The organism is Streptomyces sp. (assembly GCF_031178505.1).
In the GTDB taxonomy this organism is placed as follows: Bacteria; Actinomycetota; Actinomycetes; order Streptomycetales; family Streptomycetaceae; genus Streptomyces; species Streptomyces gulbargensis.
In genome coordinates this window covers 1-14,635 of the sequence record NZ_JAPSIW010000087.1, presented here as the reverse complement: position 1 = coordinate 14,635, position 14,635 = coordinate 1, and the positions used below count along the sequence as shown (strand labels likewise).

The following is a 14,635-nucleotide window of genomic DNA, read 5'->3' as shown; positions in this document are numbered from 1 at the left end:
GCTCGGTGCGGTGGCGGGGCTGGCCGTCCTGGCGTCCCGGCGCGGAGGTCTGCGCAGCGACGTGCCGTTCGGTCCGTCGATGCTGGCCGGCGCCCTCGTGGCGGTCGTGTGGGGGGAGCGGCTGGTCCGGGAGTACCTGCGGGCCAGCGCGTTCTGACCACAATTAGGGGGACAAAGGGCGCAGGGGGAGCGTCCATGAAGATGAATGAGCCTCTGACCAGGCATTACGTCCTTCTTTGACGTCCCCCAAACTGTATGCAAAGAAATGGTTGTTGATGTGTCTTTGCTAGAGCTAATCTCGTTGACAGGTCAGTAGCCCGGTCCGGGGAGCCGAGTACAGGCAACACCGACAAAAGCTGACGACCCCTCTCCTTACCCCCTTTTTCTAAGGACACATCATGCTGCCTCTTCTCGTCACTCTTCAGTACGTCACTGACGGCAGGAACGCCATCGTCTCCCGACTCTCCCGTGAGGAGAAGGGCGCCACCGCTGTCGAGTACGGCCTGATCGTCGGTCTCATGGCGGTCATCATCGTCGCCGCGTTCGCCATCCTCGGCCCCAAGATCAACACGCTGTTCACCAACATCAGCCTGACGTCGAAGTAGGCCTGACAAGGGCTGGGAGCGCGTTACCAAGCCCTCTCGCGGTGCTGCTCGAGGCACTTGCAAAACAGACACCCCTGCACAGGTTCACGAGGACCCCAAGCCCCGTGTGCGCGCCAGTGTCACTGCGTAAGGATTCCAGTGCCCACAACACCGGCGTAAACGAACGATCTTTCTTTGCAACCCCTCTCTTTCTCAGGAGTCATCATGCTGCCCATTCTCGTCACTCTTCAGTACGTCGACGACGCCAAGAACTCGGTCCTTGCCCGCCTCACCCGGGAGGAAAAGGGCGCCACCGCCGTCGAGTACGGCCTGATCGTCGGTCTCATGGCGGTCATCATCGTCGCCGCGTTCGCCATCCTCGGCCCCAAGATCAACACGCTGTTCACCGATATCAGCCTCACCTCCGGCAAGACGCCCGCCGCCACCACCACCACGTCCCCGTAGCCGCCATTGACGCCACTCTGATGCGTCGCGGCGTCCTCTCGGGGACGCCGCGACGCATCGAGCCACTGAACGCTGCTCTGTTCCTAGCCACGGGACGGCAACACCTCACATCTCTCGCAAGGACCCACCATGAAGCGATGGCACTCGGAGCGCGGGGCCGCAGCCGTGGAATTCGCCCTGGTCCTGCCGATGCTGTTGTTCATCATGCTGGGCATCATCGAGTTCGGCCGGGCCTACAACACTCAAATCAGTTTGACGCATGCCGCCCGTGAAACCGCGCGGTACATGGCAATTCACAAGGATTCAGGCGATGCCACAACGATCGGTGTCGGAGCCGCACCTTCTGTTGGCCTGAAAGCGTCCCACTTCACCTTCTCCACAGAGACCTGCCCGAAGGAATCCAACGTCCACGTCACGATCACCTACAACCTCAAGATGATTACAGGCGTTGGTGGGGACATGACACTCACGGGTAAGGCGGCCATGCGATGCGGAGGCTGATCGACCACCTGGAAATAGCCCGGGCGCGCCACCGCACGCACAATGAACGCGGCGCCATCGCTGTGACGACCGCACTGGCACTCGTGGTCCTCCTTGGCTTCGCAGCCATCGCGATCGACGTCGGGATGATGTACGAGGAGCGGGCACAACTGCAGAACGGCGCCGACTCCGCGGCCCTGGCCATTGCACAGAACTGCATCGAGAGTCCCACCACGTGTTCCGCCTCGGCTTCGCAACTCGCGTCGGACATCGCGCGGGATAACACCCGGGACAATTTGTCCGAGATCGCGTCGCTGACCTTCCCCACCTCCGCCTCGGTACGGGTGCAGACGCAGGCCAAGGACGGACAGGCGGACGCGGGCAAGCTCGCCCTCGCGATCGCACCGCTGCTGGGTGTCGACGACCCGTCGATCTCCGCGGCCGCCTTTGCTTCATGGGGCGGTCCAGGCACCGGGCCGGCAATGTTGCCCATCGCCGTGTCGCACTGCCAGGCCACCAAGGCCTTCGAGCAGTCCGGCTCCACAGTGGTTCTCGACATCACGGGCAAGTCCAGCTTGCCAGGCTGCGCACACGAGGGACGTCCGGTTCCAGGTGGATTCGGCTGGTTCCGGCAAGGTACGAAGGCGGAGTGCGGCCAGGAGACGTCGTACGACGACATCGTCTTCAGTGATCCCGGCAACGACTTCGCGGGCTCCTGCGATGAGGTGCTCAAGAACCTGCTCAACAAGTCCATCGGAGACACGCTTCTGTTGCCCGTGTACGACAGCACCTCGGACAGCGGCAACAACGCCAAGTACTACATCTCCGGATGGATCGCCTTCAAAGTCACGGGATGGAATTTCGGTGGTAATGCGAAGGACGACAACAACGTCAACGTCCGGGAGCATGCGAATCAAGGGCTGTGCACCGGCAACTGTCGCGGCATAATCGGCTCCTTCGTGCGCTACGCCAGTCTCGATGAGCTGTACACCGACGACGGCCCACTCACCTACGGGGCGGCTGTAGTGAAGCTCAGCAACTGAGTCCAATCCGTTCTTCTCCCGCATTTTCTCCACTGCCCACCCGTGAGGATCACACTCCCGTGAAGACCCGAATTCTCGCCGGCTGCGTGATGGCCGTCTTGGCCATTGCCGGCCTCGTCCTCGTCACCACTTACGTCGGCACCGCCGACGCCCGAGCCCTGGACGACCAGGAGCCGCGCGAGGTCTACCTCGTCACCGCGCCGATCCCCGCAGGCACTCCCGTCAAGGAGTTCGGGGAGTCCGTCGCCCTGCACACCGTGCCCGCGGCCGTTGTGCCCGAGGGTGCGCTGTCCTCCCTCGACGGCCACAGCGGCAAGGTCGCCGGCGTCGACCTGCAACCGGGGGAGCAGCTGCTCGGCTCCCGGCTGGTCGACCGCCAGGCCCTCGAGGCGCCCGGAACGGTCCCCGTGCCGGAAGGATTCCAAGAGGTCACCGTCCAGCTCGAGGCCCCCCGCGTGGTCGGCGGCCAGCTCACGGCCGGGGACCGGGTCGGTTTCTTCGTCTCCTTCGAGGGAGACGAGGGCCGCGCGTCCCGGACCGCCAAGGACCTGGACAAGGTCCTCGTCACCTCGGTCCAGGGCGCGCCGGCCACGGCGGCACCCGTCGAGAGCGAGGACAGCGCTGGGACCACTGGCTCCGAGGCCCCGGCCGTACCGGAGGGTGCGATGCTCGTCACCTTCGCCGTCAATGCCGACACCGCCGAGAAGATCGTCTACGCCTCCGAGTTCGGCCGCATCTGGCTCTCGCTCGAGCCCGAGGGCGCCAAGGAGAACGCCAACGGCGCCACGCGGGAGGACTTCTCATGAGCCGCCTGCTGCTGGTCACCGGCGACCCCTCCTACGACGCGCGCTTCCGCCAGGCCGTCCAGGGTCGGCTGCCCGGCGAGGTGCAGACCGTCCTCGGCACCGCGCTGCCGGCCACCCCGGACGAGCTGCTCGGCCGCTCCATCGGCGAGCTGCCCACGGTGGTCGTGCTCGGCCCGGGCGTGGACCTCTCCGAGGCTCTCCGCCTGGGTGGCGTATTCGACATCCAGCGCCCCGAGGTCTCCCTCCTCCTGGTCGCGCCCTCGGACATGCCCCTCGCCGTGGCCGCGATGCGCGCCGGCTTCCGCGACGTGCTCGACCTCGACGCCGACGCCGACGGCATCCTCGGCACGCTCTCCCGTGTGCTCGACGCAGCAGAGTCCCGCCGCCGCGTGCTGCCGCACGGCGGCCCCGTGACCGGGAACCTCCACGCCGTGCCGGCGGTCCCGCGCGACGACTCCCGCACGATCGTCGTGACCTCGCCCAAAGGCGGGGTCGGCAAGACCACGGTGGCCACCAACCTGGCCGTGGGACTGGGGAGGATCGCCCCCATGAACACGGTGATCGTGGACCTGGACGTCCAATTCGGGGACGTCGCCGCTGCGCTGCGGCTGGCTCCCGAGCACTCGTTGACCGAGGCCGTGACCGGCCCCGCCGTGGACGACGGCCTCGTGCTCAAGACCTTCCTGACCGTCCACCCCGCCTCGATCTACGCCCTGTGCACCCCGGCCAACCCGGCCGAGGGGGACTTGGTCGGCGGTGCCCAGGTTGCGCACCTTCTCGAGCAGCTCTCGGGACAGTTCCAATACGTCATCGTGGACACCGCGCCGGGCATGGGCGAGCACGCGCTCGCCGCCCTCGAGGCCGCCACCGACGTCGTCTTCCTCACCGGGATGGACGTCCCGGGCGTCCGGGGGTTGCGCAAGCAGATGGATCTGCTGGGGGAGATCGACCTCGTGCCCCCCAGCGCGCAGGTCGTGGTCAATGCCGCTGACCGCAATACCGGGCTGTCGGTGCAGGACATCGAGGCCACGATCCGTGCCTCGGTCGATTTCGTGGTCCCACGCTCCCGCATGGCCGCCTACGCCACCAACCGCGGCGAGCCTCTCGTGCTGCACGCGCCCAAGGACAAGGCCGCCCGGCAGCTGCAGGCCCTCATCGACTCATTCGCCCCCGACCGCCCCGCCGTCCGGCGGGGCCTGCACCGGAAGGCCTTGGTCCGCTCGTGAAGCTCGCCGAACGTCTCGCCGCCGCCCGCGGCGAGACCCTTTCCCCGCCGCCTGCCGCTCCGGCACCTTTCGCGCCCGCCACAGATCGACTGACCGACTCCCGGCTCTCGTCCGAGGCCGAGATTGCTCCCGCGACGGGTGAGGATTTCCCACCAGCGGCCGACGACACACCAGCACTCAGCTCGCTCGTGCTTCCCGGCCCCCTACCGGAGGCCCCGACCGAGCCGGCCCCGCGCGTGCAGGCCGGGAAGTTCGATGCGCTGGCCGGGCTCAAGCACCGGGTCAAGCAGGAGCTGCTGGACCGGATCGGCTCGCGCCAGTCCGACTCGAGCCTCAGCGACGTCCAGCTCAAGGACTTCGCCACCCGGGAGCTCACGCGCATCGTCGCCGAGGAGCAGGTGCCGATGTCCTCCGAGGAGCGGATCCGCCTGATCCGCTCCGTGAGCGACGACGTGCTCGGCTACGGACCGTTGCAGGAGCTGCTCGACGACGACTCGGTCACCGAGATCATGGTCAACGGGCCGGACCAGATCTTCGTCGAGCAGAAGGGCAAGGTGACCCTGTCTGAGTCGACCTTCGCCTCCGAGCAGGACCTGCGCCACGTCATCGAGAAAATCGTGACCCAGGTGGGCCGGCGCATCGACGAGTCCTCGCCCCTGGTTGACGCCCGCTTGCCCGACGGCTCGCGCGTCAACGCCGTCATCCCACCGCTTGCGGTCAAGGGATCGTCCCTGACGATCCGCAAGTTCGCCAAGGACCCGCTGACGGTCGAGGACCTCATCCGATTCGGGTCGGTGTCCCCGCAGATGGCCGAGCTGCTGCGCGCGTGCGTCGAGGCGCACCTCAACATCCTCGTTGCCGGCGGCACCGGCACGGGCAAGACCACGATGCTCAACGTCATGTCCTCGTTCATCCCGCAGGGTGAGCGCATCGTGACCATTGAGGACGCGGTGGAGCTCCAGCTGCAGCAGGAGCACGTGGTCCAACTCGAGTCCCGGCCGGCCAACATCGAGGGCCGCGGGGAGATCACCATCCGTGACCTGCTCAAGAACTCCCTGCGCATGCGGCCCGACCGGATCGTGGTGGGGGAGTGCCGCGGTGGCGAGGCGCTGGACATGCTCCAGGCGATGAACACCGGTCATGACGGGTCGCTCTCGACCATCCACGCCAACTCCCCGCGCGACACCATCTCGCGACTGGAGACCCTCGTGATGATGGCCGGCATGGACCTTCCCCAACGGGCGATCCGCGAGCAGATCGCCTCGGCCATCCACGTGGTCGTCCAGCTGTCCCGGTTGCGCGACGGCACCCGCCGGGTCACCCACATCACCGAGATCCAAGGTATGGAGGGCGAGACCGTCACGCTGCAGGACGCCTTCCTCTTCGACTGGGACGCCGGCGTGGATCCCCGCACAGGCCGGTTCCGCGGCACGACCCGCTCCACCGGGGTGCGGCCGCGCTTCGTGGACAAGTTCGAGGACTACGGCATCAAGTTGCACCCCTCCGTCTTCGACCCGGGGAGGCGCTGATGGCACCGTTGTTCACCGGCTTCGGGCTGCTCTTTCTCGCGGGGCTGCTCGGGCTGTCCGTGGTCTTCCGATCCCGCACCCCGCGACTGCCCATGGACCGGCGCCGGCCTCCGCGCGGCCCCCGGGAGCCGGAGTCCTCGCAGCTGTCCCGGCTCTCAGGCGTGACCACCGAAGCGGTGGCGGAGTTCCTGCAGCGCAAGGGCTGGACTCGCAAGGTCGCCGCGGCGCTGGAGAACGCCGGCATCAAGTCCTCGCCGGCCGACTTCCTGGTGCTGGTGGTCATCGGGATGGTGGTCGCAGCTGTCGTCGGAACCCTCGCCGGAGGACTCCTGCTCGGACTGCTGTTCTTCCTGGCGACTCCGCTGGCGGCCAAGCTGGCGGTCGGTGCCATGACGAACCGGCGCAAACGGGCCTTCGCCGACCAGCTGGACAACACCCTCCAGCTGTTCTCCGGATCGCTGCGGGCCGGCCACTCGCTGTTGCGCGCCGTGGATGCGGTGGCGAGGGAATCACAGGCCCCGACGTCTGAAGAGCTGACGCGGATCGTCAACGAGACCCGCCTCGGCATGGACCTCGACACCTCACTCGACCAGGCCGCCAAGCGCATGGGTTCGGAGGACTTCTCCTGGGTCGCCCAGGCGATTGGTATCCACCGCGAGGTCGGCGGAGACCTCGCGGAGGTGCTCGACCGCGTCGCGGGGACCATCAGGGAACGCAATCAGATCAAGCGTCAGGTCAGGACGCTCGCGGCGGAGGGCAAGATGTCGGCCTACATCCTCATGGCGCTGCCCGTACTGATCGCCGCGATCCTGTCCCTGATATCTCCCGAGTACATCTCCCAGTTCGTCACGAATGGCCTCATCGGCTACGCGATGATCGGCGTCGCGCTGCTGATGTTTGCGATCGGCGGCTTCTGGATGTCCCGGATCATCCAGATCAAGTTCTAGCAACCTCTTCGTCTCGAAGGACGTCCCATGACTCCCCTCTACCTCGGCCTGATCCTCCTTGCGGGTTCCGCTGCCATGGCCGTCTGGCTTGTCGTGGGCGTCCGCTGGGGCGGGGACCGGCTGGTCCGGTTGAACCTGCGTGCGGGGTTCGACACCGCCGCTGCCGGAACGCCACGTGAGGCACCGGACTTCGGCTGGGCGCGTCGCTTCACCTCCGGCAAGGGTCAGGAGCGGATCGAGAGCCTCTACTCCAAGGCCGGGCGGCCGGTGGAGTGGCCGGTCGCCCGGCTTCTGGCGTACAAGGTGTACGCCCTAGGCGCTGCCCTGCTGGTAGGCCTCCTGTTCCTCGCCCTTACCCGCGGCAACGGCATGATCCTGCTGATCACCGTGGTCCTGGTACCAGTGGGCTACTTCCTGCCGGAGCTGCTGCTCTACTCCCGCGGCATCGAGCGGCAGAAGGCGATCGGGCTCGAGCTCGCCGACACCCTCGACCAGATGATGATCGCCGTGGAGGCCGGCCTCGGCTTCGAGTCCGCCATGGCCCGGGCCGGGCACAACGGCAAGGGCCCGCTCGCGGAGGAACTTGTGCGCACCCTCCAGGAGATGCGCGTGGGCATCCCGCGACGCGACGCCTACCTCGCGCTCGAGCAGCGCACCGACGTGCCCGACCTGCGGCAGTTCACCCGCGCGGTGATCCAGGCTGACGCCTACGGCATCTCCATCTCCTCGGTGCTGCGGACGCAGGCCGACGAGATGCGCATCAAGCGCCGCCAGCGGGCCGAGGAAGCGGCGCAGAAGATCCCGACGAAGATCCTCATCCCGCTGATGCTTTTCATCCTCCCTGTGCTCTTCCTGACCGTGCTGGGACCCACCGTGCTCAACTTCCTGAAGATGTGACCCGGATGCTCAATCAGCCTGAAGCAGCGTTCGCACGGCGGTTCCGGTCCCGTTCCGCGCTCTCGGCCCTCCTCGCCGCCGTCTCCCTCGCCGCGGCCGGCCTCCTCGTGCAGCAGCAACTGGGCGGTCCCATCGTCGTCGGCGGGGACGTCCAGCACCCGGACCCTGCCTCGGTGAGCGCACCTGGCCCGCTCGCCGCCGCCTCGCTGACCGCGGACGACGCCCGGGCGGCCGGTGACCCCGGTCCCGGTCCCGGTGTGACCGGCCCGCAGACCTGCGGCGACCTGCTCGCCCGGGCGCGGGTGTGCTCCCCGTCGATCGGGGTGGACGCGGCCCTCGAGCCCGTCGGCACGGACGGCACCGGGGCCATGATCGTCCCGACCCATGCGGACCGGGCGGCGCTCGGCTGGTACGAGAAGTCGGCCCCGATCGGCGCCGCTCAGGGCAACGCCGTGCTGGCCGGCCACGTCGACCACCCCACCGAGGCCCCGGCTCTGGGTACGCTGCACACCGCGCAGCCGGGACAGCGGCTGTGGGTCTCCGACGGCTCAGGTGCGGTTCACTCCTACACGGTGGTCGCCGTGCGGGAGCCAACCCCGCGCACCGCTCTGCCGCAGGACGTCTTCGAGCTCACTGGTGAGCCCGAGCTGTCCCTCATCACCTGCTCGGGGTACTACGTCCGGCCCGACGGCTCACCCACGTGGTCCTACACCAACAACCTCGTGGTGGACCTCGCCCTCGACCCCGAGACGGCGCCCGTCCCGTGACGGTCCGCGACGTGAGAATGTCCGCTCTTGCGGGTACACCGCCCGTCGCGCGGCGTCTTCCACGGGACGCCGGCACCCCATGCAATTACATTGGTAAACGACGGTGGTTCCCTCGCCGATCCGTCACGATCCCCCCTCTCCAGGAGACAGCCATGCCCTCCACCCCGTCCGCCCGCCGCCCGCGGTTGCTCGCCGCCGCGGTGCTCGCCGGCACCACCGCGGTCGCCGGTCCGCTGCTGACAGCACTGCCGGCTGCCGCCGCACCCGTGGGGATCAACGGCACCGCGGTGCAGGTTCCCGAGGGCACGCCCACCACCGGGCCGGAGCACTATTTCACCCCCGTCACGCTGAGCAACGGTGACACCGCCTACGGGATCCACGAGGACCAGCGCCTGGCCCCGGTGGGAGAGGACGTCCTCGACGACGCGAACTACACTCTGACCGAGCCCGCCGACGACCCCGCCGGCGGATGGACGCAGGTCGTCGGCGAGAAGGTGGGCGACGCCCCCGTCTACTGGGCGCCGGACAACGCCGCCCTTGCCGCGTACATCCTCTCCGTCCACGGGGCCACCGCGGACGCGCACGAGGCGCTGGCCGTCCACTGGGCCGTGCGCTCCCTCGCGAGTGCCGAGGTCCCTGATCCAGAGCTGTCCGGCCTGGAGCGGTCCCACCTCGACCGCGCGGACGTCATGATCGAGGACGCCCGCCTCAACGTGCCCGTGCTCGTGGCGCAGGAGAGCTACGCGATCTCCGTGGCCAAGGCCCCCGACGGTAGTCCCGACCGCCTGCTCGTCCAGCTACCGGAGATCTACGACACCGCGACCGTGACCCTCGCCGGGCCGGTGACCTTCGCCGACGGGACCCGCGAGCGGACGTTCACCGGCGGCGACCGTCAGCAGGTGCTCCATCTGGCCGTGCCTACCGGCACCACCGAGGGCGAGCTCACTGCGACCGTGGCTGTCACGACACCCTCTACCGAACTCACCGTCCTCGCCGATGACCGCTACCGTGATCTGCTCATCGCGGGCCAGAACAGCGAGCTGAACTGGTCCGCGAGTGCCGCCTTCACAATCCGGAAGACTCCCGATCCGGATCCCGGCGCGCCCGCCGGGGACGAGGAGGAGTCCGACGACGGTAGGGCGGGGTCGACCCCCGGCGCCGACCCGACGGCCGGAAACGACGGCACCGCCGAGGACCCGGACGCCGTTGACGGTGCCGATGAGCCCCAGTGGGAGCCTGCCGAGGACGCAGTGGTGCGGCCGGATCCCGCCGCCGGAGACGACACCATGCCCGAGCAGCACGTCCCGGTCGTGGTCGTCGCCCCGGAGGCCGTGCAGCGCGTGAGTGCGACTCTGGACGCCTTCGTGCTCTTCGAGGAGTCGACGAGCATGCACACCGAGACCGTCACGGAGACCACCACGACCGTCTCCGGCAGCGTGGCTTCCGGCGTCGGGTACGGGGCGGGCTACGACTCCCTGTACGCCGACGCCGTCACGGCAAATACCGGCACAGGAGCCGTGCAGCTCACCGCCGCCCCGCAGGAGTCCACCACGGTGCTCTTGGCCGTGCTTGCCGTGGGTGCTGGCCTCGGGTCCTGGGTGCTGCACCGCCGACGGCCCGCCGATTCCGACCCGACCTTCTGACCGCCCCCACCCACTCGCTCCCGGAGATCCCGATGACCCAGCAGACCCGCCTCCTCGCCCTGGCCGCGCTTGCGCTTGCGGCGCTCACCGGCTGCGGCGGCGCCGCCGCCGAGGCCCGGTCCGCGCACACCTACGAGCCGCTCCCGCCGCTGAGCACGGCGACCCCGTCCGCGACCCCGGAGCCGCAGCGCACCTCACGGGCCGCCCCGGCTTCGGAAGCCCCGTCCTCCGGCTCCGCAGAGAGAAGTGGCGACCGGAGCGCTGCGACCGGGACGCCCGCCACGGGCGGCGCCGGCTCGTCCCAGGCCGCGGCAGCCGTGGCGGCTCCCGCCCCTGCTCCCGCTCCCGTGGCGGCGCCGGTGCAGGCCCCGGCCGCACCGGCCGCGGGCGAGATCTCCGGACGGATGACCGAGCGGACGACGACGTCGACCACCACGACCACCTCCACCCGGCTCGAGGCGGGCCTGGTGGTCGAGCTCACCTGCGAGGGGATCTGCGTGCTGGAGGACCTCGCCGCCCCGGAGCTGGCCGGTCCGGACGGTCCTTTCTCCGAGGAGGCGCTCGCCCGAGCCCTCGAGGAGGAGCTGGGTCAGGCCGGTGCGGACGCGGCGCTCACCGAGGACTTGGCCGAGCAGCTCCTGCCCTCCGGGTGGACCTTGGCCGACCGGAAGGTCCAGGGCGGGAACGAGACGCTGTCCCTCGCCCCCGTCCGCGCGAAGTAGCCTGCATCCCGCCCGCCGACCCCATCGGAATGAGTCGTCCGGGGCGGGATGAACGGCAAGGGGCCGGGCCCCGACGCATCCGGTACGGCGGGGCCCGGCCCCTTCTGCGTGCAGCTCATGCCGAGCCGGTCGCCCATTGCACGGCGCAGCACGCAACGGCGGCCATCGAATACAGCCATACGGAGGCCTGGCGGGTCCACGGGACCTTCGTCGTCAGCGCGGAGCTGACGACGGCCGCCACAATCAAGGCGACGCCCAGCCGCAGGGACCGGTCCGTGAGCAGCTGCAGCGCGGCGCTCGGCACGCCGTTGCCGGTCTCGTCGAGGACACGGTCGATGTCGGAATCCATGAAGTTCTCTTCCCCGGAGCGATCGGGTGCCGGGCGCCCCCGGGACGCCCGTGCCACGGGCGTCGTGACGGCAGGCGGGGAAGCCGTGGACCGACCGGATTCCCCTGCAGCCGGGCGGTCGGGCTCGTCGCAGGGAGCCCGATTCATGCCTCTGCAACTTTATGGGCGGGAACTGTCGCTTCATGCGGGGACAGGTCCTTCGAGGGTTGCGCCCGTTGTCGGCCGTTGACCCCACCAGCGCGGAGACCATCGCCTGGCGCCTGCACCACCACGGCTAGCAGATCTCCCACACCACGATCAGCGGCTAGCTCAGCCGCGCCGAACTGATCAGCCCCGTGCCGAAGACTGCTGCGCGAACTCACCATCGACCCCACCTGGACCCGCCAAGCCCGAGCATGACAAAAGGCCCGAACCCACATGCGTGGGTTCGGGCCTTGCCGATGTCCTGAGACATCACACTGGTCGGGATGACAGGATTTGAACCTGCGACCTCGTCGTCCCGAACGACGCGCGCTACCAAGCTGCGCCACATCCCGTGAAGCATCCGGCGTCCTGCCGGAAACAACTGCTCCATCATAGCGGTCCGTCCGCGCGGGTGCGAAATCGGCCCCCCGCCACCGTGTCGCACCTCCGGCTTCGCTCGTTCCGGCGGGGTCGTTCCCGTTCCCAAAACCACCGGAACCGTTGCGTCGCTCCTGGTCAGGTGGGACTCTGTGCATGTCACCGCATCAACCGGTGCTCGTGGTCCGCTCACGGTCGAGCCCCCGATCGGCCCCTGCCCCGGGAGGGCCCATGTCCCACCACACCAGCCGACGGGCCGCCGCCACGGCCCTGGCAGGCGCCCTGGCGCTCGCCGCCCCGGGTGCCGTCGCCGCGCCCGCCCCGGAGAGCAGGGCTGGCCCGAGCGGCACCGCGATCACCCAGGCCGTCTCCGCGGAAGATGTGACGACCCACCTCGAGGTGCTCCAGGCGATCGCGTACGCCAACGCCGGCACCCGCGCCTCGGGGACACCGGGCTACCGGGCCAGCGTCGACTACGTGGTCGGCCGGCTGCGGGCCGCCGGCTACGCACCGCAGATCCAGGCCTTCGACTTCCCGTACTTCGCAGAGGCCGTGCCGACGACGGTCATGGTGCCCGGTGCCAGGGGCACTCCCCGGACGCTCTCGCCCGAGGAGGCGGCCGTCATGGTCTTCTCCGGCTCCGGCACGGTCACCGCGCCCGTGCAGGCCGTGGACACCACCGGCGAGCGGATCGCCGGCACGAGCGGGTGCGAGGCCGAGGACTTCGCGGCCTTCATCGCGGGCAGCGTCGCCCTCCTGCAGCGCGGCACCTGCTCCTTCGGGCAGAAGGCCGCCAACGCCCAGGCCGCCGGCGCCAGTGCGGTCCTCATCTTCAACACGGGCCTGCCGGGGGAGGAGGCCGTCGTCCCCGGCACCCTCGGCGAGCCCGGGCTGGTGTCGATCCCCGCGGTCGGCCTCAGCTACGCGGCGGGCACCGCGCTGCTGGGCGGCGGCGAGGTGACCGTGACGGCGCAGACGGTCTCCGAGTCCCGCACCACGTACAACGTGCTCGCCGAGACCGGCACGGGCAGCCCGGAGAACACCGTCATGGTCGGGGCGCACCTGGACAGCGTGCCGGAGGGGCCGGGGATCAACGACAACGGCACGGGCTCCGCGGGCATCCTCGCCATCGCCGAGGCCCTGGCCGGGGAGCAGACCGCGAACCGGGTGCGCTTCGCCTGGTGGGGCGCGGAGGAGTCCGGGCTGCTCGGCTCCACGCACTACGTCGCCGGCCTCAAGGCCGGTGACCCCGCGGCGCTGGAGGACGTCGCGCTGTACCTGAACTTCGACATGATCGGCTCCCCGAACTACGGCCGCTTCGTCTACGACGGCGACCACTCCGCCTTCCCGCCCGTCCCGACCCCGGAGGGCGGCACGGTCACCGCGCCGGCCGGGTCCGCGGCCATCGAGGCCGCGTTCCACGAGCACTTCGGCTCCGTGGGCCTGGCCTCGGGCGAGACCGAGTTCAGCGGCCGCAGCGACTACGGCCCGTTCATCGCCGAGGGCGTTCCCTCCGGAGGACTGTTCACGGGTGGCGAGGGGATCAAGACCGTGGAGCAGGCGGCCCTGTTCGGCGGGCGGGCCGGCATCGCCTACGACTTCTGCTACCACCTGCCCTGCGACGACATCAGCAACGTCAACACCCAGGGCCTGGAGGAAATGACCGACGCGGCCGCCGCCGTCGTGCTCCGCTTCGCCACGTCCGTGCAGGAGCTCGAGGACGGGGCCGCCGCGCCGGACCGGGGTGCGACCGGGGACGCGGGCACCCAGGACCAGGGGCAGGGTATGAGCTCCCGGGCCCACGAGCACGCCGGCTCCTGACCTTCTCCGGGACCAGGCCCCACCCGGCACGCCGCGGGAAGGCTCGGCCCCACGGCGCCCTCCAGCCCGGACATATGGGTGTCGCCTGTTGACGCCGTGCGGGGGGAGTGCTGTCCTGAGCGGACATCGTCGGCGGGCCCGGGATCCGGGCCCGGCCGGCACAGCATCGGCCCGAGGACGTCGCATGGCCCGGTACAAGTCCAGTCCCTGGCTGGTGTCAGCCGCCCTGGCCGCTGCCCTGTCGCTCGCGGTCACCGGTGCCGCCACGGGTGCCGCCACGGGCGCCGACGACACCGGGGACGCCACGCAGAAGATCACCGAGGCGGTCTCCGCCGACGCGCTGCAGAAGCATCTGCAGGCCTTCGAGGACATCGCGCAGGCCCACGGCGGGAACCGCGCGGACGGCACCGAGGGATACCGTGCCAGCGTCGAGTACGTGGTGGAGAAGCTGCGCGAGGCGGGCTACGACCCGCAGGTCCAGTCGTTCCGCACCCCCTACTCCGACCACGACGATCACTTCGACCACTCGGAGCAGCGCGAGTCCTACAACGTCCTCGCGGACACCGGCTCGGGGGACCGGGCGAGCACCGTCGTGGTCGGCGCGCACCTCGACAGCGTCCCTAGGGGACCGGGGATCAACGACAACGCCTCCGGCGCCGCGGGCATCCTGGCCGTGGCCGAGGCCCTGGCCGGCACGGAGCTCCAGAACGCCGTGCGCTTCGCCTGGTGGGGCGCCGAGGAGATCGACCTGCTGGGCTCCCAGCACTACGTGGACGACCTCGCCGGGAACGACCC

The 14,635-nt window shown here is 69.6% G+C and carries 15 protein-coding genes and 1 tRNA gene; 14 read left to right on the top strand and 2 right to left on the bottom strand.

What is annotated here, in order from left to right; all coding sequences use genetic code 11:
• Positions 1-398: 398 nt before the first annotated feature.
• The 12 genes from RIF68_RS09485 to RIF68_RS09430 all read left to right on the top strand — a co-directional run bounded on the left by RIF68_RS09485 (position 399) and on the right by RIF68_RS09430 (position 11,109).
• Complete coding sequence (locus RIF68_RS09485; protein ID WP_309050703.1) at positions 399-605, top strand: Flp family type IVb pilin; 207 nt, start codon at positions 399-401, stop codon at positions 603-605.
• 204 nt (positions 606-809) lie between these two features.
• Complete coding sequence (locus RIF68_RS09480; RefSeq protein WP_309050702.1) at positions 810-1,049, top strand: Flp family type IVb pilin; 240 nt, start codon at positions 810-812, stop codon at positions 1,047-1,049.
• Between the two features lie 129 nt (positions 1,050-1,178).
• On the top strand, positions 1,179-1,550 hold the full coding sequence (locus RIF68_RS09475; protein ID WP_309050701.1) for a TadE/TadG family type IV pilus assembly protein: 372 nt from the start codon (positions 1,179-1,181) through the stop codon (positions 1,548-1,550).
• Positions 1,538-2,572 carry a Tad domain-containing protein gene (locus tag RIF68_RS09470; protein ID WP_309050700.1) on the top strand — a complete coding sequence of 345 codons (1,035 nt, stop codon included), beginning with the start codon at positions 1,538-1,540 and terminating at the stop codon, positions 2,570-2,572. The genes RIF68_RS09475 and RIF68_RS09470 overlap by 13 nt, the downstream gene beginning before the upstream one ends.
• Positions 2,573-2,631: 59 nt before the next feature.
• On the top strand, positions 2,632-3,378 hold the full coding sequence (locus RIF68_RS09465; RefSeq protein ID WP_309050699.1) for an RcpC/CpaB family pilus assembly protein: 747 nt from the start codon (positions 2,632-2,634) through the stop codon (positions 3,376-3,378).
• Positions 3,375-4,604 carry an AAA family ATPase gene (locus RIF68_RS09460; protein ID WP_309050698.1) on the top strand — a complete coding sequence of 410 codons (1,230 nt, stop codon included), beginning with the start codon at positions 3,375-3,377 and terminating at the stop codon, positions 4,602-4,604. The genes RIF68_RS09465 and RIF68_RS09460 overlap by 4 nt, the downstream gene beginning before the upstream one ends.
• A gap of 236 nt (positions 4,605-4,840) precedes the next feature.
• On the top strand, positions 4,841-6,133 hold the full coding sequence (locus tag RIF68_RS09455; protein ID WP_309050697.1) for a CpaF family protein: 1,293 nt from the start codon (positions 4,841-4,843) through the stop codon (positions 6,131-6,133).
• Entirely contained in the window at positions 6,133-7,080 is a 948-nt protein-coding gene (locus RIF68_RS09450) for a type II secretion system F family protein (RefSeq protein ID WP_309050696.1), read from the top strand. The genes RIF68_RS09455 and RIF68_RS09450 overlap by 1 nt, the downstream gene beginning before the upstream one ends.
• Positions 7,081-7,107: 27 nt before the next feature.
• Positions 7,108-7,977 (top strand): type II secretion system F family protein, encoded by an 870-nt coding sequence (locus tag RIF68_RS09445; protein ID WP_309050695.1) that lies wholly within the window; start codon positions 7,108-7,110, stop codon positions 7,975-7,977.
• A 5-nt stretch (positions 7,978-7,982) separates the two neighbouring features.
• Positions 7,983-8,744, top strand: coding sequence for a class F sortase (locus RIF68_RS09440; protein ID WP_309050694.1), 762 nt, complete (start codon positions 7,983-7,985; stop codon positions 8,742-8,744).
• A 152-nt stretch (positions 8,745-8,896) separates the two neighbouring features.
• Positions 8,897-10,387, top strand: a complete 1,491-nt coding sequence (locus RIF68_RS09435; RefSeq protein WP_309050693.1) for a hypothetical protein — start codon at positions 8,897-8,899, stop codon at positions 10,385-10,387.
• A gap of 32 nt (positions 10,388-10,419) precedes the next feature.
• Positions 10,420-11,109, top strand: coding sequence for a hypothetical protein (locus RIF68_RS09430; RefSeq protein WP_309050692.1), 690 nt, complete (start codon positions 10,420-10,422; stop codon positions 11,107-11,109).
• 115 nt (positions 11,110-11,224) lie between these two features.
• Here RIF68_RS09430 and RIF68_RS09425 read toward each other — a convergent pair whose 3' ends face one another.
• Together RIF68_RS09425 and RIF68_RS09420 are read right to left on the bottom strand one after the other, a co-directional pair.
• Positions 11,225-11,458: a hypothetical protein gene (locus tag RIF68_RS09425; RefSeq protein WP_309050691.1), complete on the bottom strand. Its 234-nt coding sequence runs from the start codon at positions 11,456-11,458 to the stop codon at positions 11,225-11,227.
• Between the two features lie 459 nt (positions 11,459-11,917).
• Positions 11,918-11,994: transfer RNA gene (locus RIF68_RS09420), tRNA-Pro, on the bottom strand.
• A 256-nt stretch (positions 11,995-12,250) separates the two neighbouring features.
• Between RIF68_RS09420 and RIF68_RS09415 the strand changes: the two genes are divergently transcribed.
• The gene (locus RIF68_RS09415) at positions 12,251-13,840 is read left to right on the top strand and encodes a M20/M25/M40 family metallo-hydrolase (protein ID WP_309050690.1); all 1,590 of its coding nucleotides are present in this window, start codon (positions 12,251-12,253) and stop codon (positions 13,838-13,840) included.
• Between the two features lie 184 nt (positions 13,841-14,024).
• The coding region (locus tag RIF68_RS09410; RefSeq protein ID WP_309050689.1) for a M28 family peptidase at positions 14,025-14,635 on the top strand (611 nt) is incomplete at its 3' end.

Bases quoted from the DNA above. Each gene is read 5' to 3' on its own strand.
- RIF68_RS09485 (WP_309050703.1), top strand. From the start codon at position 399: ATGCTGCCTCTTCTCGTCACTCTTCAGTACGTCACTGACGGCAGGAAC.
- RIF68_RS09480 (WP_309050702.1), top strand. From the start codon at position 810: ATGCTGCCCATTCTCGTCACTCTTCAGTACGTCGACGACGCCAAGAAC.
- RIF68_RS09475 (WP_309050701.1), top strand. From the start codon at position 1,179: ATGAAGCGATGGCACTCGGAGCGCGGGGCCGCAGCCGTGGAATTCGCC.
- RIF68_RS09470 (WP_309050700.1), top strand. From the start codon at position 1,538: ATGCGGAGGCTGATCGACCACCTGGAAATAGCCCGGGCGCGCCACCGC.
- RIF68_RS09460 (WP_309050698.1), top strand. From the start codon at position 3,375: ATGAGCCGCCTGCTGCTGGTCACCGGCGACCCCTCCTACGACGCGCGC.
- RIF68_RS09450 (WP_309050696.1), top strand. From the start codon at position 6,133: ATGGCACCGTTGTTCACCGGCTTCGGGCTGCTCTTTCTCGCGGGGCTG.
- RIF68_RS09445 (WP_309050695.1), top strand. From the start codon at position 7,108: ATGACTCCCCTCTACCTCGGCCTGATCCTCCTTGCGGGTTCCGCTGCC.
- RIF68_RS09440 (WP_309050694.1), top strand. From the start codon at position 7,983: ATGCTCAATCAGCCTGAAGCAGCGTTCGCACGGCGGTTCCGGTCCCGT.
- RIF68_RS09435 (WP_309050693.1), top strand. From the start codon at position 8,897: ATGCCCTCCACCCCGTCCGCCCGCCGCCCGCGGTTGCTCGCCGCCGCG.
- RIF68_RS09430 (WP_309050692.1), top strand. From the start codon at position 10,420: ATGACCCAGCAGACCCGCCTCCTCGCCCTGGCCGCGCTTGCGCTTGCG.
- RIF68_RS09425 (WP_309050691.1), bottom strand. From the start codon at position 11,458: ATGGATTCCGACATCGACCGTGTCCTCGACGAGACCGGCAACGGCGTG.
- RIF68_RS09415 (WP_309050690.1), top strand. From the start codon at position 12,251: ATGTCCCACCACACCAGCCGACGGGCCGCCGCCACGGCCCTGGCAGGC.